This is a genomic window from Hymenobacter sp. BRD128 (genome assembly GCF_013256625.1).
Classification (GTDB): Bacteria; Bacteroidota; Bacteroidia; order Cytophagales; family Hymenobacteraceae; genus Hymenobacter.
Map to the genome: position 1 here is coordinate 2,173,273 of NZ_CP053908.1, position 22,579 is coordinate 2,195,851.

Annotated in this window: 22 protein-coding genes and 1 pseudogene; 14 read left to right on the plus strand and 9 right to left on the minus strand. The window is 60.4% G+C overall.

From position 1 onward, the window contains the following. The first annotated feature begins 221 nt into the window (after positions 1-221). The 3 genes from GKZ68_RS09600 to GKZ68_RS09610 all read left to right on the plus strand — a co-directional run bounded on the left by GKZ68_RS09600 (position 222) and on the right by GKZ68_RS09610 (position 3,111). Entirely contained in the window at positions 222-653 is a 432-nt protein-coding gene (locus GKZ68_RS09600; RefSeq protein WP_173113780.1) for an OsmC family peroxiredoxin, read from the plus strand. A gap of 105 nt (positions 654-758) precedes the next feature. Further along, the gene (locus GKZ68_RS09605) at positions 759-1,250 is read left to right on the plus strand and encodes a hypothetical protein (RefSeq protein ID WP_173113783.1); all 492 of its coding nucleotides are present in this window, start codon (positions 759-761) and stop codon (positions 1,248-1,250) included. 124 nt (positions 1,251-1,374) lie between these two features. Continuing rightward, positions 1,375-3,111: a phospho-sugar mutase gene (locus GKZ68_RS09610; protein ID WP_173113786.1), complete on the plus strand. Its 1,737-nt coding sequence runs from the start codon at positions 1,375-1,377 to the stop codon at positions 3,109-3,111. Between the two features lie 79 nt (positions 3,112-3,190). Here GKZ68_RS09610 and GKZ68_RS09615 read toward each other — a convergent pair whose 3' ends face one another. The 6 genes and pseudogenes from GKZ68_RS09615 to GKZ68_RS09630 all read right to left on the minus strand — a co-directional run bounded on the left by GKZ68_RS09615 (position 3,191) and on the right by GKZ68_RS09630 (position 9,621). After that, a complete protein-coding gene (locus GKZ68_RS09615; RefSeq protein WP_173113789.1) occupies positions 3,191-3,997 on the minus strand; it encodes an XRE family transcriptional regulator in 807 nt (268 codons plus the stop codon). A 211-nt stretch (positions 3,998-4,208) separates the two neighbouring features. Then, entirely contained in the window at positions 4,209-6,455 is a 2,247-nt protein-coding gene (gene recQ, locus GKZ68_RS09620; RefSeq protein ID WP_254244236.1) for a DNA helicase RecQ, read from the minus strand. A 105-nt stretch (positions 6,456-6,560) separates the two neighbouring features. Next, a pseudogene (locus tag GKZ68_RS22665) lies at positions 6,561-6,803 on the minus strand (endonuclease domain-containing protein); the annotation flags it as partial. A 6-nt stretch (positions 6,804-6,809) separates the two neighbouring features. Continuing rightward, a complete protein-coding gene (locus GKZ68_RS22395) occupies positions 6,810-6,941 on the minus strand; it encodes a hypothetical protein (RefSeq protein ID WP_302052012.1) in 132 nt (43 codons plus the stop codon). 191 nt (positions 6,942-7,132) lie between these two features. Beyond that, positions 7,133-8,296, minus strand: a complete 1,164-nt coding sequence (locus tag GKZ68_RS09625) for an alpha/beta hydrolase (protein WP_173113795.1) — start codon at positions 8,294-8,296, stop codon at positions 7,133-7,135. Between the two features lie 158 nt (positions 8,297-8,454). Then, complete coding sequence (locus tag GKZ68_RS09630) at positions 8,455-9,621, minus strand: class I SAM-dependent RNA methyltransferase (RefSeq protein WP_173113798.1); 1,167 nt, start codon at positions 9,619-9,621, stop codon at positions 8,455-8,457. A gap of 96 nt (positions 9,622-9,717) precedes the next feature. Between GKZ68_RS09630 and GKZ68_RS09635 the strand changes: the two genes are divergently transcribed. From GKZ68_RS09635 to GKZ68_RS09650, 4 genes are all read left to right on the plus strand, one after another. Then, the gene (locus tag GKZ68_RS09635) at positions 9,718-10,059 is read left to right on the plus strand and encodes a hypothetical protein (RefSeq protein WP_173109583.1); all 342 of its coding nucleotides are present in this window, start codon (positions 9,718-9,720) and stop codon (positions 10,057-10,059) included. Between the two features lie 45 nt (positions 10,060-10,104). Then, positions 10,105-10,968 (plus strand): AbiJ-NTD4 domain-containing protein, encoded by an 864-nt coding sequence (locus GKZ68_RS09640; protein ID WP_173113801.1) that lies wholly within the window; start codon positions 10,105-10,107, stop codon positions 10,966-10,968. A gap of 75 nt (positions 10,969-11,043) precedes the next feature. Continuing rightward, positions 11,044-12,441 (plus strand): sugar MFS transporter, encoded by a 1,398-nt coding sequence (locus GKZ68_RS09645; RefSeq protein ID WP_173113804.1) that lies wholly within the window; start codon positions 11,044-11,046, stop codon positions 12,439-12,441. A gap of 98 nt (positions 12,442-12,539) precedes the next feature. After that, the gene (locus tag GKZ68_RS09650; protein WP_173113807.1) at positions 12,540-13,094 is read left to right on the plus strand and encodes a hypothetical protein; all 555 of its coding nucleotides are present in this window, start codon (positions 12,540-12,542) and stop codon (positions 13,092-13,094) included. A gap of 61 nt (positions 13,095-13,155) precedes the next feature. On the opposite strand, the gene GKZ68_RS09655 is transcribed toward GKZ68_RS09650, so the two are convergent. Next, positions 13,156-13,704, minus strand: coding sequence for an RNA 2'-phosphotransferase (locus GKZ68_RS09655; RefSeq protein ID WP_173113810.1), 549 nt, complete (start codon positions 13,702-13,704; stop codon positions 13,156-13,158). 97 nt (positions 13,705-13,801) lie between these two features. Between GKZ68_RS09655 and murB the strand changes: the two genes are divergently transcribed. The 7 genes from murB (at position 13,802) to GKZ68_RS09690 (ending at position 21,004) form a co-directional block, all read left to right on the plus strand. Next, the gene (gene murB / locus GKZ68_RS09660; RefSeq protein WP_173113813.1) at positions 13,802-14,845 is read left to right on the plus strand and encodes a UDP-N-acetylmuramate dehydrogenase; all 1,044 of its coding nucleotides are present in this window, start codon (positions 13,802-13,804) and stop codon (positions 14,843-14,845) included. Next, positions 14,842-15,081 carry a hypothetical protein gene (locus GKZ68_RS09665; protein ID WP_173113816.1) on the plus strand — a complete coding sequence of 80 codons (240 nt, stop codon included), beginning with the start codon at positions 14,842-14,844 and terminating at the stop codon, positions 15,079-15,081. Before murB ends, GKZ68_RS09665 begins: the two co-directional genes overlap by 4 nt. A gap of 66 nt (positions 15,082-15,147) precedes the next feature. Next, the gene (locus tag GKZ68_RS09670) at positions 15,148-15,720 is read left to right on the plus strand and encodes a biliverdin-producing heme oxygenase (protein ID WP_173113819.1); all 573 of its coding nucleotides are present in this window, start codon (positions 15,148-15,150) and stop codon (positions 15,718-15,720) included. After that, complete coding sequence (locus tag GKZ68_RS09675; RefSeq protein WP_173113822.1) at positions 15,717-18,023, plus strand: ATP-binding protein; 2,307 nt, start codon at positions 15,717-15,719, stop codon at positions 18,021-18,023. The genes GKZ68_RS09670 and GKZ68_RS09675 overlap by 4 nt, the downstream gene beginning before the upstream one ends. Before the next feature lie 14 nt (positions 18,024-18,037). Further along, positions 18,038-18,484 (plus strand): response regulator, encoded by a 447-nt coding sequence (locus GKZ68_RS09680; protein WP_173113826.1) that lies wholly within the window; start codon positions 18,038-18,040, stop codon positions 18,482-18,484. Between the two features lie 10 nt (positions 18,485-18,494). Further along, positions 18,495-19,700 carry a response regulator gene (locus GKZ68_RS09685; RefSeq protein ID WP_173113829.1) on the plus strand — a complete coding sequence of 402 codons (1,206 nt, stop codon included), beginning with the start codon at positions 18,495-18,497 and terminating at the stop codon, positions 19,698-19,700. Positions 19,701-19,858: 158 nt separating this feature from the next. Next, a complete protein-coding gene (locus GKZ68_RS09690) occupies positions 19,859-21,004 on the plus strand; it encodes a putative sensor domain DACNV-containing protein (RefSeq protein ID WP_173113832.1) in 1,146 nt (381 codons plus the stop codon). Between the two features lie 12 nt (positions 21,005-21,016). Here GKZ68_RS09690 and GKZ68_RS09695 read toward each other — a convergent pair whose 3' ends face one another. Beyond that, positions 21,017-21,436 carry an STAS/SEC14 domain-containing protein gene (locus GKZ68_RS09695; protein ID WP_173113836.1) on the minus strand — a complete coding sequence of 140 codons (420 nt, stop codon included), beginning with the start codon at positions 21,434-21,436 and terminating at the stop codon, positions 21,017-21,019. Between the two features lie 75 nt (positions 21,437-21,511). Beyond that, positions 21,512-22,564 (minus strand): alginate lyase family protein, encoded by a 1,053-nt coding sequence (locus GKZ68_RS09700; protein ID WP_173113839.1) that lies wholly within the window; start codon positions 22,562-22,564, stop codon positions 21,512-21,514. Between the last annotated feature and the right edge of the window lie 15 nt (positions 22,565-22,579).

A 22,579-nucleotide genomic window follows, 5' to 3' on the forward strand; every position in this document is an offset into this window, starting at 1 on the left:
GGTGCTTACGATACCGCTGGCTAGCTGCCATTCCGTACCTACGCCGTACCAAAGGCAGCTACTTGGCTTTCTTGCGCTTAAGTGGCATAGCTGACTTTTGATTGTTTTTTGTTTAATAAAATATCTAACAAACTTCAACAAAACTCAAGGCCACCCGTTATTCGTATGACAGTTGCCGGTATTGGCCGGTCCTCACTCCTTATTTCTTTTTAGTTACTCCTATGATTAACCAGTTTGGCAAAGCCCAGTGGACGGGCGACATGAAAGGTCACGGCACCATCACTACCAAGAGCGGCACGGTAGAAGCCCCGTACTCGGTAGGCGCGCGCTTTGAAGGGCAGAAAGGTACCAACCCCGAAGAGCTGATTGGCGCGGCGCACGCCGGCTGCTACACCATGTTCTTGGCCATCGTGCTTTCGCAGCACGGCCACACTGTGGAGGACTTACAAACTACATCGACCGTGACGCTTGACCCAGCTCAGCAGCCGCCCGTTATCACCAAAATCGCGGTGAGCGTGCAAGGCAAAGTAACCGGCGGCAACATTACGCCCGAAGATTTTCAGAAGCACGCCGACTTTGCCAAGGCCAACTGCCCGGTATCGAAGGCGCTCGGCGCCGTGGGCGAAATGACCCTGGAAGCCAAGCTTTCGTAGAAGTACGAGTTAAAAATTATGGGTTATGAGTTGGTAGTCAAGCGTATGTGCGCCTGGCTACCAACTCATAACCCATAATTTTTAACTCATAGCTACTTTTGCCCCATGCCCACCGGTACCACCCGCATTCGCTTACGCCCCGCCAACTCATCGCGCCTCTCGTTTGGGGTGCAGGTTTCACTGGCGCTTTTTGCCATTATTTACGCCGTATTAATGCTGCGCAACTCGCCTGCCACGCAGGATTTTCACTGGCTGAGCTACGTATTTCTGGCGGGCTGCGTGGTGTATCTGGGGTTCATTCTGGTGCACAATGCGCCGGTTTTCGGCACCCAGAGCTACTTTGAGTTTGCGCCCGGCTACCTGGTGCACAAGGCCGGCTTGTTTCGGGCCAAGCAGGTTTTTGCGGCCGAAAGCATGAGTTTGCTTGAGCTGATGCCCCGCCAGCTGCGGGTGCGCCTCAAAGACGGCGACATACATGTGCTGAACATGCGCGAGGTGCGCGGCACCCGCCGCCGTGCCGTGCTGCGCGGCCAGCTCGAAGGCTTTGCCAAGCGCTACGGCGTGGAGCTGCGCGAGGAAACCGCCACAGCTAAGTGAGCTAAGCGCACCATGCCGGCTAGCCCCAACTTCGCCGCCCTCCCCTCGTAGAGCAATACCTGCCAAAGACGCCCGCCGGCGTCTTTACTTTTGTTCGACATCGCCTCTCCTAACTCTTCTTCCCATGCCCCTCTCCTCCGACGTTCAGCAGCGCATCAACACCTGGCTCACACCCGCCTACGATGCTGACACCCAGGCCGAAATCAAACACCTCGTTGATACGCACCAGGACGACCAGCTCAACGATGCTTTTTACCGTAGCCTGGAGTTTGGCACCGGCGGCCTGCGCGGCATCATGGGCGCGGGCTCGAACCGCATGAACCGCTACACGCTGGGCATGGCCACGCAGGGCTTGTGCAACTACTTGAAGATGAGTTTCCCGAACCAGGAAATCAAGGTGGCTATCGCGCACGACTCGCGCAACAACTCGCGCTTTTTTGCCGAAACGGTGGCTGGCATTTTTGCGGGCAACGGCATCACGGCCTACCTGTTTGAGAGCCTGCGGCCCACGCCCGAGCTGTCGTTTGCCATTCGGCACCTGGGCTGCCAGAGCGGCTGCGTCATCACGGCCTCGCACAACCCCAAGGAGTATAACGGCTACAAGGTGTACTGGAACGACGGCTCGCAGGTAGTGGCCCCGCACGACACCAATATTATTGCGGAGGTGAATAAAATCACCAGCCCCGAGGAGGTGCGTTTCAACGGTGACCCTAGCCGCATTCATAGTATCGGCCAGGAAGTGGACGCCGCCTATCTGGCCGAGGTTAAGAAGCTGAGCATCAATCCTGCCGCTATTCAGCAGCAGCACGATTTGGGCATCGTGTACACGCCGCTGCACGGCTCGGGCATCAAGCTGGTGCCACCGGCTCTGGCCGAGTTCGGGTTTACCAACGTGAGCGTGGTGCCCGGACAGGCCGAGCCCGATGGCAACTTCCCCACGGTGCAGTCGCCTAATCCGGAAGAGAAATCGGCCATGCAAATGGCCCTCGACCAAGCCAAAGCGCAAAACGCCGACATCGTGCTAGCCACCGACCCCGACGCCGACCGCGTGGGCGTGGGCGTGAAAAACGACAAGGGCGAGTGGGTTTTGCTCAACGGCAACCAGACGGCCGCGCTCCTCACGCACTACATTTTGTCGGCGCGCCAGAAAGCCGGCAAATCATTGCCTAATGATTTTATCGTGTACACCATCGTGACGAGCGAAATCCTGGGCGATATTGCGCACCACTACGGCGTAAAATACTACCGCACGCTCACCGGCTTCAAGTACATTGCCGGCCTCATCCGCGAGCTTACGGGCGTTGAAACTTACATCTGCGGCGGCGAGGAAAGCTACGGCTTTCTCATCGGCGACTTCGTGCGCGACAAAGATGCCGTGACGGCCTGCGCCCTCGTGGCCGAAATGGCCGCCGTGGCCAAAGGCCAGGGCCGTACCCTCTACCAGGAAATGCAGCAGATGTACGCTCAGTACGGCCTCTACGTCGAAGACCTTATCTCCCTGACCAAGAAGGGCCAGCGCGGCGCCGAGGAAATTCAGGAGATGATGGTGGAGCTGCGCAAAAACCCACCCAAGACCCTAGCCGGCTCGCCAGTGGTGGAAATCCGCGATTACCAGACCGGCAAAATTCAGCACCTGGCCTCGGGCCAGGAAGAAAGCACCGGCGTAGAAAGCTCCAACGTGCTGCAATTCATCACTGCGGCCGGCGACAAAATCTCGGCCCGCCCGAGTGGCACCGAGCCCAAAATCAAGTTTTACTTCAGCGTGAAGGAGCCGCTAGCCTCCATTGCCGATTACGAGCAGACGCACAAAAAGGCGGAGGAGAAAATTAAGCATATTATTGAGGAGATGCAGCTGAAGTAGATAAGCTAGCCAGAAAGAAAAAACGCCTGTCGTGTTGAGCAAGCTCAGCATGACAGGCGTTTTGCTTGGCTGGCCTACCCTACACCCGCTGCAATTGTAGCTGCTTCACCTGCTGCGTGAGGTCGAGCACCATGCTAGCCAGGTGCTCCAGCGATACGCCGCCGATGGGAAAAGCGCTGCTGATGTAGCTTTTGGCTTCCCAAATTTCGAGCACGTCTTCGGCCTTCACATCGTAGGGCGAGTAAAGCGGGTTATCCGATTGCAGGGCAAACATGGCGCTCTGCTTCAGCTTGTTATACACGCGCTTGAATACGATACCATCCTTCTGGCTCACCACGATGCAGGGCGTGCCGTCTTTGATATTTGCCCAGTCGTCGACGTAGCGGCCCACAATGGTGGTGCCGCTGGCCAGCGGTAGCATCGAGTCGCCAGCGATTTCGAAGGCGCGGTAAGTGCCGGTGCTAGCCAGCATGGGCAAGCGGAAACGCGGCAGTTCTTCGATAAACTCGCGGTCGGCGTAGCCGTTGAGGTAGCCGGCGGCGGCTTTCAGGGGTACCAGCTCAATATTTTCTTTATCGTCGAGCCCCACCGTGAAGGCCAGCACGCGCAGCGGCTTGTCTTCGGGCAGCGTATCGGTGAGTGGGCCGGCCTCGCGCAGGGCGGCAGCCGTTTTGGCGTTTTTGCGCTTCGTAAAGTCGGTAGTAGCCAGCGAGTCGAGCGGAATATTGAACAGCCGGGCCATGTTGACGAGCGTAGCCAGGCGCGGCTCGGCGCGGCCTTCCTCGTAAGCACCTACTAGCGAGCGCTTAATATTCAGTTTGTCAGCCAATTGCGCTTGCGTGAGCCCTAGCTCGCGGCGCCAGAACTTGAGGTTGGTATTAATCATAACGGTAGGGAAGACAGGGAAAGGAAAACCCAACGCGGAGGGCACGCGACGCACAAAACCGGCAACACCGGCCGCAAGTTACTAATTCCATTAGACTTGCCAACGCTAACGGGATGGGAATTGTTGGGGGAGACGAAATTTTGGGTGGCCGGATATAAAAACAGCCGCCTTCTGGGCGGCTGTTGCGGTGGGCACTAGCTACGGTAACGTATTACTTTCCCCGCTGCGCCCGGATGCCAGCCAGCCGCAGCTGGAAATAGTCGTATTTCTCGCGCAGGTGGTCGAAGAGGTCGCGCAGGCCCGCGCCGGGGCCTAGCTGGGCGCGGGCAGCGGCAATGGCCGCCAGGTCGGAATCGCTCAGAAACTCGTGCAGGCGCAGGGCCTGGCCTTTGGCGTAGGCGCGCTCCAGGTGGCCCTGCACGGTGCTCAAGGCTAGCCCGCGCTGCTGGGCTATCTGCGTCAGGTTGAGGCCCTGGCGGTGCAGCTCAATCGTGGCTTCTTCCGTGGCACCCTTAGCCGGGGCGCTTTTTTCTTTTGCAGGCCCGAAGTCGTCGGTGAAGGGCGGCCGACTGGGCAGGTCGTCGGCCTCGTCCTCGGCGGGCACGGCGCGCGGCGGGCCGTGCTGGATAATAGCTTCGATAAAGGCCTCGCCGTAGGTTTCAAACTTCTTCATGCCCACGCCCGAGATACTGAGCATAGCCACCCGGCTGGTGGGCTGCTCGCGCGCCATCTCCTGCAAGGTGGCGTCGCTGAACACCACGTAGGGCGGCACGCCCTGCTCGTCGGCAATGCGCTTGCGCAGCTGGCGCAGGCGCTCGAAGAGCCGGGCCTCGGGCGAGCCGGCAGCCACGGCCGCCGCTTCGGCAGCGGCTTTTTTGCCGGCGCGGGTGGGCTTCTCGGTCTTTTCGGCTACCTGAAATTTCTTGAGCGACACCGGCAGCTGGCCTTTCAGCACCTGCTGGCCGCGCTCGGTGATTTTCAGGGCGTAGCCTTCCTCGTAGGCGATGTAGAACAGGCCATCGTTGAGCATCTGGTGCACGTAGCTGTACCAATCGAGGTAGGGCAAATCCTGGCCCGCGCCGTAGGTTTTGAGCTGGTCGTAGCCGCCTTGCAGCACGGCTTGGTTGCGCATGCCGCGCAGAATATCAATCAATAAATTAATAGCCACGCGCTGCTGAGCGCGGGCGCTGGCCGAGAGTGCCTTCTGGGCTAGCAGCGTGCCGTCGAAGGTGGTGGGTGGGTTGCGGCAGATGTCGCAGTTGCCGCAGTCGCGGCCCAGGTCTTCGGAGAAATAGTGCAGCAGGATGCGGCGGCGGCAGCTGGCAGCCTCGGCAAACTGCTGCATACGCTCCAGCTTGGCGGTGTTGAGCTGGGCCTGACGGGCGGGCACGTCCTTGGTCACCATCTCGCGCATCGAGAGCACATCGGCGAAGCTGTAGAACAAGATGGCCGTGGCGGGCGCCCCGTCGCGGCCGGCGCGACCGATTTCCTGGTAGTAGCCCTCGATATTTTTAGGTAGATTATAGTGCATCACCCAGCGCACGTTGCTCTTGTCGATGCCCATGCCGAAAGCAATGGTGGCCACGATGACCTGCAAGTCGTCCTGCAAAAAGGCCTCCTGCACGCTGCCGCGCTGGTTGGGCGTCATGCCGGCGTGGTAGTAGCCGGCCTTAATTCCCTTTTGCTGCAGCTTTTGGGCGATAGTTTCGCAGCTCTTGCGCGAGAGGCAATAAATAATGCCCGCATCGTTGGGGTGGCGCCCGATGTAGTCGAGCACCTGCCCGATGCGGTCCTGGCCGGGGCGCACGAGCAGGTTGATATTGGGCCGGTCGAAGCTCGACAAAAACACTTTCGGCTCGTGCAGTTTGAGCTGGGTGATGATGTCGCGCTTGGTGAGGCGGTCGGCCGTGGCCGTAAGGGCAATGATGGGCGTACTCGGAAAGTGCTGCCGCAACGTGCCCAGCTGGGTGTATTCGGGCCGGAAATCGTGGCCCCAGCTCGAAATGCAGTGCGCCTCGTCAATAGCGAAAATACTGACATTGACCCGCGTCAGAAATTGCAAGAAGCCGTCGCTCAGTAGCTTTTCGGGGCTCACGTAGAGCAGCTTGAGGTGGCCGCTCACGGCGGCGCGGGCGATGTCGTTGGCCTCGCTCTGGCCCACGCTGCTGTTGAGGTAGGCCGCCACGATACCGTTGGCTTTCAGCGCCTCCACCTGGTCTTTCATCAGGGCAATGAGCGGCGATACCACTACGCACACGCCCTCGCTCACCACGGCCGGAATCTGGAAGCAGACCGACTTGCCGCCGCCCGTGGGCATGAGCACCACCGTATCCTGGCCGCCCAGGATGCTCTGGATAATATCGCCCTGCATGGGCCGAAAATTATCGTAGCCGTAGTAGCGTTTGAGCGCCTGGCGGGCGGCCGTGAGAGAAACAGCAGTGGCAGCGGTAGTGGGCATATCATTCGGGCGGGGCACCTCACCCCCCGGCTCCCGCTCTAAGAAAGAGGGAAAGCCAGACGATGCTGCTCCTGCTAGGCTGGTAGTAGTTTGTAAGTACTGCCGGATGGTGGCCAGAACCTGGTCCATCCGGTGCAGTACTTGGTCGTTGGAGAAACGAAGTTCGTGAAAACCTAATTCCGTTAGCACGAAGGTCCGACCGGAATCGTATTCGGCCTGCTCAGGCGCTTGGTGTATTTCGCCATCTACCTCAATCAGCAGCTTGTGGCTGAGGCAAACAAAATCAACAATAAAAAACTCAATAGCATGCTGCCGGCGAAATTTAGCCCCCAATTGAGCAGCCCGCAACTGCTGTCACAGGGCATTTTCGGCGGCTGTCGGTGCTTTGCGGTTTTCGCGGGCGTGGGCTTTAGCCTTGTCCCAGGGGCGAGCGTCGGTAGTATAAATATGCTCATGCGGGCCGCCCTGCGTGGAAGGTTCGTGCATGGCAAAGCAAGGCAATTCCGTTCGGGGCACCTCACCCCCGGCCCCGCTCCCCAAAAGAGGGGGAGCCCCGGCAGAATTAGCAAGTGATTCAAACAAAAAAGCTCTCAGCAGTTGCTGAGAGCTTTTTTGTTTTGACTAAATCATTAGGCTCCCCCTCTTTTGGGGAGCGGGGACCGGGGATAAGGTGCCTTTTACTTCAGCGCGCTTTTCAGCTCACCGCTAGCCAGGGCCTGGGCCTGCTTGGCCTCGGGCACCACGGCGGCCATGCCGAAAAACTCGTGCGTGACGCCATCATAGTTCTGATATTTTACCGTCACACCGGCTTTCTGGAGGTTGTCGGCGAGCATCTTGCCTTCGCTCATCAGCGGGTCATATTGGTCGGTGATGAGCGTAGTGGGCGGCAGGCCTTTCAGGTTGGCGTGCACGAGGTCAATCAGCGGGTTTTTACCATCGGCGGGCGTGCGCAGGTAGTGCTGGAAGAACCACGCCATCAAGTCTTTATTGAGCGGCTTGGTCTGAGTATTAGCCTGGTACGAAGGCGTATTCAGGTCATAGCCGGCAATGGGATACACGAGCAGCTGGTGCTTCGGCAATTGCACTTTCTTGTCGCGGGCCATCATGCTCACGGCGCAGGCCAGGTTGCCGCCGGCGCTTTCGCCGGCCACGGCTACCCTAGCCGGGTCACCCTTGAGGCTGGCGGCGTTTTTGAGCGTCCACTGGTAGGCGGCAAAGCTGTCGTTGTGGGCCGTGGGGAATTTATGCTCGGGCGCCTGGCGGTAGGCCACCGATACGATAACGGCGCCCGTTTGCTCGCACAGGGCGCGCACCGAGGGGTCGTAGGTATTGAGGTTGGCAATAACCCAGCCGCCGCCGTGGTAATACACAATAACCGGGAACGGTGCCGTGCCCGACTTGGGCGTGTAGATGCGCGCCTTCACGCCGGGGGCCACCTCGCGGCTCATGGTGTCGGCGGTAACGGGCGGCGTGGGGATATTGAACTTCTGCATCACGGCCATCGTGGCGTCGGTGGGGCTGGGGGCCTTGCGGGCCTGGGGCACGGGCAGCTTATTGAGCGGCGTGGGGCCACTCATGGCCGTGAGCTGCTCAATCACGGTCTGCATCTCGGGGTGCAGGCCGGAAACCCAGGCGGGCTTGGGGCCGCTGGGCTTCACGGCCATAGCCCGGCCAGCAGCCGACGAGTCGGTAGCCGGCTTGGCGGCCGTAGCCGTCGAGTCGCGGGCCGTGGCTGAGGTGGTGGTTTCGGTGGTTTGGCTGTTGCTGCACGCGGCCAGCAGGCCCAGGGCAGCTAGCGGCGCGGCCCAGCGGGCCGAGGCGCTTTTCCAGGAAGAAAGCATGTAGAGAAGGTGTTTAAGTGGTGAACTCACTTACGGCTAGTTCACCTGTCGGGATGCAAAAACCTTGTTCCTAATCAGTTAACGGCTAGCTTTCAGCAGCTTTTTTTCACCTGGCAGCTCCACTTATTCCCGTGCCCATCCGCCTTGTGCCTAGCCACTTATCGTTCACCAGCTGGTGCTACGCGCCGTGAGCCGCGATATAGCTCATATTTCAGCAGGCGGCAGTCAATCGGCCCGTTAAAGAGTGGTATGCGCCGCGACACTTTCAATCCAATGCACTTGGCGGCCTCCAAATTGCCGGTAAAGATGAACGCCTCGTAGCCCTGAAAATTGGTTTTGAGCGCATCGCCGATGGTTTTGTAAAGGGCGTCCATCTGGGCTTCTTCCCCTATCCGCTCGCCGTAGGGCGGGTTGGTGATGACCAGGCCGGGCGCCTGCCCCTGCGGCGGCTGGGCGTCGCGCACGTCGCGCACGCTCAGCCGGATGCACTCGTCGAGGCCGGCCGCTTCGATATTAGCCGCCGCGTCGCGGATAACTTTGGGGTCGAGGTCGGAGCCGGCCAGGTAGGCCTGGGGCTCTTCGATGCGCTGGGCCTCGGCCTCCTGGCGCAGCTGCGCCCACAGCGCGGCGTCGAAGTCGGGCCAGTTTTCAAAGCCGAATTTGCCCTGGTGAAACAGCCCCGGCGCAATGCGCTGGGCGAGCAGGCCGGCCTCGGTGAGGATGGTGGCCGAGCCGCACATTGGGTCAATGAGCGGGCTTTTCCGGTCCCAGCCGCTGAGCAGCACCAAGCCGGCGGCCAGCACCTCGTTGAGCGGGGCCTCGTTGGTGCCCTGGCGGTAGCCGCGGCGGTGCAGCGAGTCGCCGGCCGCGTCGAGGCTCAGAATCACGTCGTTTTCGAGCATGCGCAGGTGAATGCGGATGTCGGGGTTGCGGGTGTCGATGCTGGGCCGCTCGCCGGTACGCTCGCGGAACTGGTCCACGATGGCGTCCTTGGTAAGCTGGGCCACATACAAGGAATGCTCGAAGCTCGACTTATTGACGACGGCCGTGATGGCAAACGTCTGGCCGGGGCGGATGAAGCGGCTCCAGTCAATCTGGAACACCTCGTCGTAGAGGCCGCGCTCGTCGGGGGCGTAGAAATCGGCGAAGGGGCGCAGCAGGCGCATGGCCGTGCGGCTCCAGAGGATGGTGTTGTAGAGCAGCTTCTTGTCGCCGCTAAACTCGACGGCGCGGCTGCCTACGTAGTCGATGGTGGCGCCGAGCTGGCGCAGCTCGTCGGCCAGTACGTCTTCGAGGCCAAACTGGGTGGTGGCGGTAAGGTGCATGGCGCAAAGGTCGGGGCTAGCAGGCGGTTGGGCATAGCCGGGCGTCAAGCAAAAGCTGCTGCTATCTTGCGGCATCGCTTACCTGATACCTGAGCCATGACCCTAGCCAGCATTTTGCACGAGCTTGAAAAGCTCCCTCTGGCAGATAGAATTTTCGTTGTCGAACAGGCTTCGGCATCAATTGAAGCTGAAAAAGCGCGAGGCATCCGTAGCGCAGTTGATATCTTATTCGAAGATTACAGAACCGACCATGATTTGGCTGCACTTACACAACTCGACGAAGAGGCTTTCGTAGAGACTGCGCCCGAAACCGCAATGCATGACAAGATTATGACAGGCTTGCACCTCGCTTACGAGCGGATGTTGGAATTTAAGCGGCAGAAGAACAGCGAAGTCGTGGTAATGCGCGATGGAAAGATTGCGTGGATAAAACCATAATATTCACTTAAGCACATTAAATTTTAACATTAATCGCATTAAAATATGAGCTTTTCAAAAAGAATGGGCATTGTTTCATCTGTCAAAATGATGCAACTTGAAGCAATCGATGCGGAGCTAAGAAATGGGTTATGGAATGGATTGAAAATCTTTCTACTTGATTACTTGGACAAGAATAATCGCTATAGCCAACAGACTTCATTCGATGTATTATGTCAATTATTATGGCTGCATTTCTATAAACTTCCAATTGATACAATACCCAGCAATACTTATCGAGCCGAAGAAGTAATTAGAGAGAAGTATTTTAAATCAAAATGGTTTGAAGTTTACGATTTATTAGAATTTATCATAAATCTTAATCAAGAAGTTATTCGCTTTAACGCTGAAGAATTTAAAGCGTTTTGCAATTTCACCTTAGAAAGCGAAAATTCCGGTTATAGGTTTGTAGACAATAGAATAGCACCTATCACGAATACCACAGAAACATCTGAGATTGAAGAGGCAATCAACAGCGTCGGAAATTTCACCGCTTTAAAAGGTGCTAATACTCATCTCAGGGCTGCATTGGATATGTTATCAGATAAGAAAAATCCTGATTACAGAAATTCTATAAAAGAATCTATATCGGCAGTTGAAAGCGTTACTAAAAGAATATCGGATAACAAAAACGATACTTTAGGCGGTGCACTCGACAAAATCAAGGGCAAACTTAAAATTCATCCTTCTCTAGAAAGAGGATTCAAACAAATATACGGCTACACTAGTGACGCTGATGGTATCCGACATGCAATAATAGAGGATGCGAATTGCGATTTTGAAGACGCAAAATTGATGCTTGTTTCGTGCAGCGCTTTTATAAACTACTTAATTAGCCGAGCGAATAAAATAGGGGTTGATTTTAATTGAGGGAATTGAAATTTAAGACCCACACAAACAACTAGCCGGCCCCACAGCCGGCTTTTTTTGTACCTTCCGCCCCGTATGGCTACTCCCGTTACTTCTCCCCTCCGCTCCAATTCGGACACCGTTACGCGCTCCTACGCGGGGCCGATGGTGCTCATGACGCTGCTGTTTCTGCTCTTCGGGGCGGTTACCAATTTCAACGACGTGCTCATGCCCTACCTCAAGGATGTGTGCCAGCTCACTGATTTACAGTCATCGGCGGTGCAGTCGGCGTTTTTTGGGGCGTATTTTCTCATGTCGCTGCCGGCCGGCAAGCTGCTCGAAAAGCTGGGCTACCAGCGCGGCATCGTGGTGGGGCTGCTCGTGATGGCGGGCGGGGCGCTGCTCTTCGTGCCGGCGGCCAATACGCGGGCGTTTCCGCTGTTTCTGACGGCGCTGGCGGTGCTGGGGGCGGGCATTACGCTGCTGCAAGTGGCGGCCAACCCCTACGTGAGCGTGCTGGGGCCGGCGCGGCGGGCGGCCTCGCGGGTGAGCATCGTGGGCGTGGCCAACAACTTCGGCGGGGCCATTTCGCCGCTGGTGGGCGGGCTGCTGCTATTCGGCGGCTCGGTGGCGCTGAAGGCGCAGCTGGCGGCGCTGCCCCTGGCCCAGCGCCTCACGCAGGAAGCCCAGCTCGTGAAGGCGCCCTACCTGGGGCTGGCCGGCTTTCTGGCGGTGCTGGCGGGCATTTTCTTCCTGCTGCGCCTGCCCGATATCGACGCTCTGCCCGAGGAAGCAGTGTTGGAGCATCAAGCGGTGGCGGCCGGCCGCCGCTCGGCGCTCGCTTACCGGCACTTGGTGCTGGGCATAGCGGCCATTTTTGTGTACGTGGGGGTGGAAGTAGGGCTAGGGTCGTTCCTTATTCGCTACGGCGAAAGCCAAGGTATTCGGGCGCTGTCGCCCTTTACCCAAAACCTGGTGCGCGGCCTGAACGTGGCCACTAATTTCGCGGGCGAGTTATTCGGGCAAAGCCCGGCACCGATTGATACCACGGCAGGCTTTACCAAGGCTGTCGGGGCCGTGCTGGTGTCGTCGTACTGGTTTGGCTCGCTGGTGGGGCGGGTGGTGGGCATCCCGCTGCTGCTGCGGTTTCACAACCGCGTGCTGCTGGTGGCGGTGTGCGCGGCGGGCGTGGCGCTGGTGGGCGCCTCGGTGCTGAGCCAGGGCGAAACGGCGCTGTGGCTCATCGTGCTGTGCGGGCTAATGAACTCAATTATGTGGCCCGTTATCTTCCCGCTGGCCATTACCGGGCTCGGGCCATTTACCAAGCAGGGTTCGTCGTATCTGATAATGGCCATCGTGGGCGGGGCTATTATTCCGCCGCTTATGGGCTTTATCTCGACGCACGGCGGCGGGCTGCGCGTGGCCATGCTGGTGCCGGCGCTATGCTACGCCTACCTCCTGTTCTATGCGCTGAGCGGCTACCGCGTGCGGTAAAAACTACCGCGCCGCGCACTTTATTACCAGTAATGGGCGTTTGATGGCCGCCTTCTAACCTTTAACTTCTGCCTTACCAGCAGCTTCTTTTTTTCTGCATGAAAAATTTTCAGTCTAAAGCTCTCGCTCTGTTACTGTTGCTACCTGTCTTGCTGCTGGGCGCCAGCAGCTGCCAGAAAATAGCCGACCTGCTTTCCTTCAAGGTCAACGACTCGACCAACTTCACCATTCCGGCCACGGGCCTGCTGGCGGGCGCGGCCCTCAACTTGCCGGGTATTACGGTCAGCTCGAACTCATCGAGTACCTACGCGGGCAATAATACCACCGCTGATTACGTGCAGGATGTGACCCTCGACAAGCTCACGCTCACCACCACCGACCCGGCTACCCAGACGTTCGATTTCCTGAAAAGCATCAGCATCTACATCGCCACCGATGCGGCCGGCACCAATAAGGTGCTGCTAGCCTCGCTCAGCCCCGTGCCCACCGGCCAGACTTCCATTAGCCTCACCCCTAGCGGCACCAAGCTCGATACCTACCTGCGCAGTGGCAATTACACCCTCTTCACCTCGGCCGAGCTAGCCAAGGCCCTGCCGCAGGACACGAAGGTGCGCGCTGATTCGCAATTCAATGTGAAGGCGAACCTCAAATAGTACTAGCGCCTTTGCGCAGCCTCAGCGGCCCTGCTTCGTGCTACGAGGCAGGGCCGTTGGGTTATTGGGCTTCGCGCACGTAATGGGGCGGCACGGCCTCGATGAGCCACACGCCGTTGCCCGATTTATAAAACACGCCGCCCGCCGCGTGCAGCGCCGCCGCATCAATGGCTAGTAGCACGGGGCGGCCCCGGCGCTGGCCTACGCGCCGGGCGGTAGCTTCGTCGGCGGTGAGGTGCACATGGTGGCGGCTCATCTTCTGCAAGCCCTCGCGCTGGATGGCGGGCAGCGCGGCCGGCGCGGTGCCGTGGTAGAGCACGGCGGGCGGCGCGGCGGGGGCTAGCTGCAAGTCAACCGCTACGCTGTGGCCCTGCTGCGCCCGCAGGCGCTGGCCGGTTTCGTCAAAGGCAAAGCGCTGTTTGTCGTTGTCTTCAACCAAGTCTTCCAGCTCGTCGCGGGTGAGCGGGTGGCTGTGGGCGGCGCAGGCGGCCAGCAGGTCGGCCACGGCCACCCAGCCGCCAGCTTCCAGGCGCAGGCCAATGGCGGCGGGCGCATGCCGCAGGTGCTGGCTGAGAAATTTGCTGAGCCGGGTAGCTTGCTTGGGGTCCATTGCCCTAAATGTAGCGCGGACTTTGTAGTCCGCGCCCAGCGCCACCGGTACCAAACGCGAACTGCAAAGTCCGCGCTACTGCCCGACCTTTGCGGCTATGCAGCTTGAAGAAAACGTTTCGCTCCGCCCCTACAACACCTTTGGCCTCGATGTGCAGGCCCGCTATTTTGCCCGCTTTGCCTCGGTAGAAGCGCTGCGCCAGCTGCTGGCTAGCCCCCAGGCGCAGGCCGGGCCGCTACTCATTCTGGGCGGAGGCTCCAATTTGCTGCTGACGCAGAACTTCGAGGGTGTAGTTTTGAAGAATGAGCTTAAAGGCCTCGAAATCATTTCAGAAGATACTGACACCCACACGGCCCTGCTGCGCGCCGGCGCCGGCGAAAGCTGGCACGGGCTGGTAGAATACGCGCTCGACCAAGCCTTGAGCGGCGTTGAAAACCTATCGCTCATCCCCGGCACGGTGGGCGCGGCCCCGCTCCAGAACATCGGGGCCTACGGCGCCGAGCTGCAAGACACTTTTGAGCGGCTGGAGGCCCTAGCCATCGCTACCGGCGAGCTGCGCGTGTTTTCCAAGGAAGAATGCGGCTTCGGCTACCGCGAAAGCGTATTTAAGGGACCGCTAAAGGGCCAGTTTGTGGTTACGGCCGTGGTGCTGCGCCTGCACCGCGCCGAGGCCCGGCGGCCCATCGATAGCAGCTACGGCGCCATCCAGGAAACGCTGGCCGAGCTAGGCATTGAGGCCGAGCCCACCCCGCGCGATGTAAGCCAGGCGGTGGTGCACATCCGGCGCTCGAAGCTGCCCGACCCGGCCGAAATCGGCAACGCGGGCTCATTTTTCAAGAATCCCGAAGTATCGCCAGCCAAGTTTGACGAGCTCAAAAGCCGCTACCCTGGCCTGCCGGGCTACCCAGTGCCGGGCGCGGTGAAAGTACCCGCCGGCTGGCTTATCGAGCAGGCCGGCTTCAAAGGAATGCGGCGCGGTGCCGGCGCGGGCACCCACGGCGTGCACGAGCGCCAGGCGCTGGTGCTCGTGAACCACGGCGGCGCCACCGGCCAGGAGCTGCGCGAGCTAGCCGAGGAAATTATCCGCACCGTGCGCGCGCAGTTCGGCATCGAGCTGCATCCCGAAGTGAATATTTTGTGAGCCAGCAATTTAGCCGCAACGGCTCAGTGCTTAGCCCTGGCTTATTCTTAGTACAGCGCTTTGCCCCCGAATATACCACGCTCTCCCCCGGCGCTACGCGCCTGAGCTTTAGCTTTCCAGCCACTGAGCGCGTCGAAGAAGGATTACTTTGTGATAAACTGCACCATGCCGCAACTCGTTTATCTGATGATGAGCGGGCTACTTGTTATTACGGGCTGCACAGACAGCTTCGTTAGCTATTGCTTGGTCTTTTAGCGATTAATTTGCAGTTTCTGCTCTTTTGCTCAGCCGCACTTTCTGCCTTGCTTTCCTCACCTGCCACCGCGCCCATCCTGGCCCGCCTGCGCGCCGAAACCCGCCCCTACCACGATGCCGTAGAAGCGAACGAGTTTAATCAGGCGCTGGCGGCCGGCACCCCTAGCGAAGCGACTACGGCCCGGTTTCTGGCCAAGATGTACGGCTTTCTGGTGCCTTACGAGGTGGCGCTGCTCGGCCACGCCGCCGCGCTGGGGCCGGCCTGGGAAGTACCCGAGCGCCGGCGCGCCCACCTTATCCTGGAAGACCTGCACGCCGCGCCGGACCAGCTGCCGCTGTGCCCGGCCCTGCCGCCGCTGGCCACCGTGCCGCAGGTGCTGGGTGCCATGTACGTGCTCGAAGGCTCGACGCTGGGCGGCCAGGTGCTGGCCCGGCAGCTGGCCAAAGCCGGCAGCGACCTGCGCCGTTACTTTACCGGCTACGGCGAGCGAACCGGCCCGCGCTGGAAAGCGTTTGGCCAGCTGCTGGCCCAGGCGACTACCGACGCCAACGAGGAAGAGATTGTGCAGTCGGCCATTCATACGTTTCAACAATTAGCCGCCTGGCTAGCCCGCCCGTGAGCTTACCCGACGAAAACCTGCTCGACCAGCCCGTTACGCTTACTAACTGCGACCGCGAGCCCATTCACATTCCGGGCTCTATTCAGCCCTACGGCTTTGTGCTGTGCCTCGATGAGATATCGCACCAAGTAGCCTATGCCAGCGAAAACACCCAGGCCCTGCTCGGCATTGCGCCCACCGAGCTGGTGGGCGCGGGCCTGGGCCGCCTGCTGGCCCCCGAACGGGCGGCGGAGATTGCCAAGAGCTTTGCCACCCTCACCGAGGCGCACCAGCTGCTGGGCGTGCGCCTCGAGCAGGTGGCGGGCTGGCCCTACTACAAGCTCATCATGCACCGCTACGACCGGCTGCTGTGGCTGGAGTTTGAGCCGGTAGCGGAAACGGCCCCGGCTAGCCTCGATTTGCCGTTTCTAAACGCAGCCCTGAGCCAGATGCTGAGTGCCGGCTCGGTCACCGAATTTTGCCGGTATGCCGTGGAGCAGGTGCGCGGCATCACGGGCTTCGACCGGGTGGCCATCTACCGCTTTGCGGCCGACGAGAGCGGCGAAATTATTGCCGAGGCCACCCGGCCCGACCTAGCGCCCTGGCTAGGCCTGCGCTACCCGGCTTCCGATATTCCGCAGCAGGCGCGGGCAATGTACCTCAAAAACTGGCTGCGCTTCATCCCCGACGCTAGCTACGTGCCGGCCCGGCTGGTGCCGCTGCGGCCACCCCGCGCCAGCCGCCCGCCCGACATGACTTATGCCGTGCTGCGCAGCGTGTCGCCCATTCACATCCAGTATTTGCATAATATGGGCTCGGCGGCCACGATGACGATTTCGCTCATCCAGGACGACCAGCTGTGGGGCATGATAACCTGCCACCACCTCACGCCGCGCCTCGTGAGCTACGAGCTGCGCGACCTGTGCCAGTTTATTGCCAAGACGTTTTCGGCCCTGCTCAGCTCCAAGGAAAAGCAGGACGAACAGGCCTACCTGCTCCAGGTGCGCGAGCGGCAGGTGCGGCTGTTTGAGCACGTCTCGAATACGCCCCACTTTGTGGAAGGCCTGTACCAGAAAACGCCCACGCTGATGGACGTATTTGACTGCGCTGGGGCCGCCATCTGTTTTGACGATGAGCTAATTACCATCGGCCTCACCCCTAGCCGCCCCCAGATTGAGGAGCTACTGGCCTGGCTGCAGGCCAACGTGCCGCAGGACATTTTTCACACCGATTCTTACGCCGCCCTCAACCCGGCGGGGCTGGCCCTGCGCGGCACGGCCAGCGGCTTTATTGCGGCTTCGCTGGCCGAGGCGCCCGGCAACTACCTGCTCTGGTTTCGGCCCGAAGTGGTGCAAACCGTGACCTGGGCTGGCCAGAACGAAAAGCCCCGGCGGCTCGAAGATGGCCAGCTTTTCTTATCGCCGCGCCAGTCGTTTGAAGCCTGGAAGCAGCTCGTCGAAAACACCTCCGCTCCCTGGAAGCCGCTCGAAATTCAGGCCGCCCAGGAAATCCGGCTGCACATCTCTGATGTGCGCCTCAAGGTTTTCAACGAGCTGCACGCCCGCGCCCAGGCCCTGGGCCGCCTTAACACCGAGCTGGAGCGCAGCAACGACGAGCTCGATTCGTTTGCCTACGTGGCCTCGCACGACCTGAAGGAGCCGCTGCGCGGCATTCATAACTACTCGCTCTTTTTGCTGGAAGACTACGCCGACAAGCTCGATGATGATGGAGTAAATAAGCTTCAGACGCTGGTGCGCCTGAGCCAGCGCATGGAAGGCTTGATTGAGGGCCTGCTCCAGCTTTCGCGCGTGGGCCGCCAGGACCTGACGCCCACCACCGTAGACCTGAACGAGCTGCTGGCCGAGGTGCTTGAGCTCCTGCAGCCCCGCCTTGAGCAAACGCACACTACCGTGGAGATTGACGGTCCGCTGCCCACCATGCAGGCCGACCGCGTGCGCGTGCAGGAAGTATTCAGCAACCTGCTCACCAACGCCATCAAGTACAGCGACCAGCCCACCAAAACCGTGGTAGTGGGCCTGGCCCCGGCTAGCATCAGCGTGCCGGGCGCCGCCGATTCATCCGCCTATCATGTCTTTTACGTACAGGATTTTGGGATTGGGATTGACCCCAAGCACCACGAAAATATCTTTAAGCTCTTTAAGCGCCTGCACGCCCAAGAAAAGTACGGGGGAGGTACCGGTGCTGGGCTAGCCATTGCCAAAAAAATGGTGGAAAAACATGGTGGCCGCCTGTGGGTTGCTTCCGCACTAGGCCACGGCGCTACGTTTTATTTTGCCTTGCCAAAAGAACTATCCGCTTTATAAAAACTATCAATCCTATGATTACCACTTCCTTAAAGCCTGTTTTGGTAGTAGAGGACAGCGCCGAGGACTTCACGGCGCTGGGACGCGCCTTTCGCAAGCACGCGCTCCAGAACCCTGTGCTGCGCTGTGAGGATGGCGACCAGGCCCTAAGCTACCTGCAGGGCTACGGCAAAGCCGTGGGCTGGCCCGCTACGCTACCCGCTATTGTGCTGCTCGACCTCAACCTGCCCGGCACCGATGGCCGGGCCGTGCTCAAGGCGCTCAAAAACGACCCCCTGCTACACTCTATTCCGGTAATTATTTTCAGTACTTCCTCGAGCGTGCGTGATATTGAGGACTGCTACCGGCTGGGCGCCAACAGCTACCTCACCAAGCCCATTGAATACACGGCGCTGGAAGAAAAAATCCGACTAACTATTAATTACTGGCTGGGCACCTCGGAACTGCCCCCGTTGAATTGAGCTGCACCGCGTGAAGAAAATTCTTCTGATTGATGACAATGAGCAGGACCGGCAGCTGTACCGGCGTTTTTTGGGTAAGCAGCTGGGGCATGAAAGCGTAACCATTGAGGAAGCCGCTTCGGGCGAGGAAGCAGTGGCCCAGTTTATGAAGCTGCAGCCCGACTGCGTGCTGCTCGATTATAACTTGCCCGATACCGATGGGCTCGACTTGCTGCTGAAGCTAAAAGAGCTGGCCCCAGCCAACAGCCTGTGCGTGATAATGATAACGGGGGGCGGCAACGAAGCGCTGGCCGTACGGGCCCTCAACACCGGTGCTCTGGACTACTTGGTCAAGCAGCAGTTTGACCCCGAGCTGCTAAATAAAACCGTGCGCCACGCCATCGAAAAAAACGAGTGGCGTCAGTACGAGTCGCGCTACCACCAGGAGGTGCAGGCTATGAACCAGCAGCTGCGCGACTCACTCGAGATGGTAGAGGAAACGCGGCGCGCCCTGAGTGCCAAAAATGAGGAATTGACTTACGCCAACCAGCAGCTGGCCCGCACCAACGCCGACCTCGACAACTTTGTGTACGCGGCTTCGCACGACCTCAAGCAGCCGGTGAATAACCTGCGGGGCTTGTTTGAGGAGCTGCGCGCATCGGCGACCTTTCAGGACCCTGCTGCCCCGCACATGTGGCGCCTGGCCGACGACTCGCTGCGCGTGCTGGCCACTACCATCGCCGACCTGGCCACCGTGGTGCAGGAAGAGCGGCGCCCCGTGCGCGAGCAGGCCGAAGAAGTGACCCTAGCCGACGTAGTGGCCGAGGCCACGCAGACCCTGCATACGCAGATAGCCGATACTAAAGCTGTTATTACCAGCGATTTTGCAGCGATGCCCACGGTGCGCAGCGTGCCGCGCACGCTACGCACCATCTTGCTCAATCTGCTGGCCAATGCGCTAAAATACCGGCACCCTGACCGGCCGCCGCAAGTGTGCCTGCGCACCCGGCTGGCCGCCGGCCACCCCGTACTGGAGGTTCAGGATAACGGCCTGGGCATTGACCTCGACCAGCACGGGGAAGAATTGTTCCAGCTTTTTCGGCGCTTCCATCCCGAGGCGGCGTCAGGCACGGGCGTGGGCTTATTTCTGGTTAACCGGCTGGTGCAGGCCCAGGGCGGCCACATCGAAGTGGCCAGCCAGCCGGGCTGCGGCACTACCTTCAGCGTGTTTTTGTAGCCGGACTACCCACGCGGTACTTTAGACTAAACGCTGACTATCGTAGCAGTTAAGTAATTCATCCTCATTCAGGGCAGAAAATCAAATCAGTTAGCCAAGCAAATTAAGGGGCCGCCTGTTGTAAGACCTTACCGGGCTAGCCGGTCTCTTTCAAGCTCATGCTTTCTGAACCTACCTACCTGGCTGCCCGCATGGTAGCCCCCACGCTCGCCAGTCATTTTGCCCAGCACCTGGCCGGCGCGGCGTATCTGGGGAAAACGGCGCTGCCCCCGCCCCCACCGGCCGCGCTGCTCGAAGCCATTATCGACGTGGCGTTCTGGGCTAGCCTGCGGCGCGAGGAGGGCCGGCCCCCGCGCATTTCGCTGGCCCTGCTTGAGCCCGAGGCGGCGGGGCAGCCGCTGCTGTTTGGGCACCGGCTGCGCCTCACGCCGCAGGTGCTTATCAAGCTGGCGCCCGCCGTTGAGCACCCCGGCATTCACCTCGGGGTGGGGTTTGATGACGAAGGCCTCTATGTGTGGGGCACGGCGAGCCAGGTGCCGCCGGTGTGCTTTGTGCTGGAGGTGGTAGAGCCGGGCCTGCTGGTAGCCAAGCACCGCCGGGCCGATGGCTTCGGCAAGTTTGTGAACGTGGCCGTGTTGCGCGGCGACCAGATACGGGTGGTGGATGAGGAAACCCAGGGGCTGGCCGACTACCCGGTGCTGCGCCGGTCGCTGCCGCCCATCCCCTGCCCCGGCTCCCCAGCCCCCGACGACCCCAGGGTGGATGTGCTGCTCGAGCTGGCCCGCGCTATGCGGGCGCACGGGCGCGGCGGCCTGTTGCTGCTGGTGCCGCCTGGCACCGAAGACTGGCGCGCTTCGGTGGTGCAGCCGCTAGGCTACCCGGTGGCCCCGGCCTTTGGCAGCATCGGGGCGCTGCTCACCCAAGCCGACCGCAGCCACCGCGACTGGCAGGAAAACCTGCTGGATGCCATTGAGATAGTGGGCGGCTTTACGGCCGTAGATGGGGCTACCGTGCTCACCCGCAAGTATGAATTGCTGACTTTCGGAGCTAAGGTGACGCGCCGCACCGATGGCACCCAGGTTGAGCAACTGGTGCTCACCGAGCCGGTAGTGGGCAGTAGTGCTACCCTGCTGCACCCGGCCAAAAACGGCGGTACCCGCCACCTAGCCGCCGCGCAGTTTGTGCACGACCAGCACGAGGCGGTGGCCCTGGTGGCTTCGCAAGATGGCAATTTCACCGTTTTTTCGTGGTCCGAAGCCTTGCAGCTTGTGCACGCCCACCGCATCGACGTGCTGCTGCTCTGAGCCTGCCCCGCGTCAAGCCGGCTGCTGCAAGAGCCAGGCCAGGGCTTCTTCTTCGGTGCCAAATGAGCGGTAACGCAGCGGCAGCTCGGGGGTGCTCGTCACAAACGTCGTGGCCAAGCGCGTGAGCACGTTGGCCGCCACTATTACAGCCCCAAACCGGTAGCCGCTTTCCTGCACGGCCTTTGGCAGCCACTCCTGGCTTATCCAGAGCTGCTCGCGCGAGGTAAAAGGCTGCATCACAGTCTGGTCAACCAGAATCCGGCTCCAGCCACGCTGGTGCAGGGCCTGGGCGGCGGTGGTAAACATCGCGCAGGTGTCGGCAAATACGCGGGGCTGCCCACCCCAGCGTAAGCGCAGATAGCCAGCCGGCTCGGCGCTTACCTGACCAGCGGCGTTTTGAAGAAGAATAACAGAATCAGGCGTGGCCGGCATAAGCCGTCAAAAGTACGCTGCTAGTCAACTTTTATTGGCAAAGCCGCGATTAGTAATGGGCCAACCGCACGAGGCCTAGCGCCCGCCGGTGGGCTGCGTGAGCGAGGTAAAGCCGGCAAAGGTGTCGTCGCCGGGCACGCCGTAGGGCGCACCCCGGTCGCGCAGGGTAGCTAGCCGGGGCGTGCGGTAGTAGGCGCAGGCCGTTTCGATGCCGGGCCACACGGCGGGGTGCGCCGCGCAGTCGGCGCAGCTGCCAGGCGCGTGCTCCAGGGCGTCGAGCAGCTTCTCCCAGCCCACCCGCAGCTGCTGATTGTGCAGGGCGTAAAGCGTCGTGTCGCCACTTTGAATTCGCGCAATCTCGGCGGCGTTGGTGAGGCCGGTAAGGGTATATTGCGGGTGGTGGCAGTCGCGGTCGCACAGCTCCTTCACGTTGCCGCTAGGGTAAAATACCTGCGGCTGCACGGCCAGCGCGTAGCGGTAGCCGTGCTCATACTCGGCCCGGTCCTCAAACCACACCCCCAGCGCCAGCTGGGCATAAGCGCCCGATACCTGCCAGTTATTCACCCAGTTGGTGCCGGCCGGCAATGGGTCTACGTAATCGGTTTGCAGCTTTTTGAGAAAGCCGCTGAAGGCCGCTACGTCGGCGGCGGGCCAGCCTGCACCGGCTTTGCCTCTCGGCCGGTAGTAGCGAATAATCTCGGCCGCCGCCACAAAAGTGGGCGCCACCCAGGCCGCCTCCAGGTAGGTTTGGCGAAACTCGGTGGGCGAGCCGTCGGGCTTGGGCGAGGTGCTGTAGCGCTGAAAATTACGGGCGTAGCCATCGAGCACCTGGCGCGCCTGGCGGGCATAGGTTGCCTCACCGGTAGTGGCCCAGCGCAGGGCGCAGGCGTAGGCCAGCTCCGCATCGCGCCGGATTTGGTCTTCGGTGGGGCTGCCGGCCCCAGCCACCGCATACACCACGCTCGGAAAAGTGGTGGGAATGGGATGTTTAGCCAGGTAATCAATTACCTGCTGAGCGCCAGCCAACCGGGCTTTGTCACCCGCTTTCAATTGGGCGGCTACTTGGTCGAGGCTAGCCTGGGTGTTGAGCACGCCGGGGTGGCGGAAGGTAGCGGGTGGATTGCCCAAACGAAATGCTCGTTT

Coding starts and splice junctions, on each gene's coding strand:
- GKZ68_RS09600 (WP_173113780.1), top strand. CDS start 222: ATGATTAACCAGTTTGGCAAAGCCCAGTGGACGGGCGACATGAAAGGT.
- GKZ68_RS09605 (WP_173113783.1), top strand. CDS start 759: ATGCCCACCGGTACCACCCGCATTCGCTTACGCCCCGCCAACTCATCG.
- GKZ68_RS09610 (WP_173113786.1), top strand. CDS start 1,375: ATGCCCCTCTCCTCCGACGTTCAGCAGCGCATCAACACCTGGCTCACA.
- GKZ68_RS09615 (WP_173113789.1), bottom strand. CDS start 3,997: ATGATTAATACCAACCTCAAGTTCTGGCGCCGCGAGCTAGGGCTCACG.
- recQ (WP_254244236.1), bottom strand. CDS start 6,455: ATGCCCACTACCGCTGCCACTGCTGTTTCTCTCACGGCCGCCCGCCAG.
- GKZ68_RS22395 (WP_302052012.1), bottom strand. CDS start 6,941: ATGCACGAACCTTCCACGCAGGGCGGCCCGCATGAGCATATTTATACT.
- GKZ68_RS09625 (WP_173113795.1), bottom strand. CDS start 8,296: ATGCTTTCTTCCTGGAAAAGCGCCTCGGCCCGCTGGGCCGCGCCGCTA.
- GKZ68_RS09630 (WP_173113798.1), bottom strand. CDS start 9,621: ATGCACCTTACCGCCACCACCCAGTTTGGCCTCGAAGACGTACTGGCC.
- GKZ68_RS09635 (WP_173109583.1), top strand. CDS start 9,718: ATGACCCTAGCCAGCATTTTGCACGAGCTTGAAAAGCTCCCTCTGGCA.
- GKZ68_RS09640 (WP_173113801.1), top strand. CDS start 10,105: ATGAGCTTTTCAAAAAGAATGGGCATTGTTTCATCTGTCAAAATGATG.
- GKZ68_RS09645 (WP_173113804.1), top strand. CDS start 11,044: ATGGCTACTCCCGTTACTTCTCCCCTCCGCTCCAATTCGGACACCGTT.
- GKZ68_RS09650 (WP_173113807.1), top strand. CDS start 12,540: ATGAAAAATTTTCAGTCTAAAGCTCTCGCTCTGTTACTGTTGCTACCT.
- GKZ68_RS09655 (WP_173113810.1), bottom strand. CDS start 13,704: ATGGACCCCAAGCAAGCTACCCGGCTCAGCAAATTTCTCAGCCAGCAC.
- murB (WP_173113813.1), top strand. CDS start 13,802: ATGCAGCTTGAAGAAAACGTTTCGCTCCGCCCCTACAACACCTTTGGC.
- GKZ68_RS09680 (WP_173113826.1), top strand. CDS start 18,038: ATGATTACCACTTCCTTAAAGCCTGTTTTGGTAGTAGAGGACAGCGCC.
- GKZ68_RS09690 (WP_173113832.1), top strand. CDS start 19,859: ATGCTTTCTGAACCTACCTACCTGGCTGCCCGCATGGTAGCCCCCACG.
- GKZ68_RS09695 (WP_173113836.1), bottom strand. CDS start 21,436: ATGCCGGCCACGCCTGATTCTGTTATTCTTCTTCAAAACGCCGCTGGT.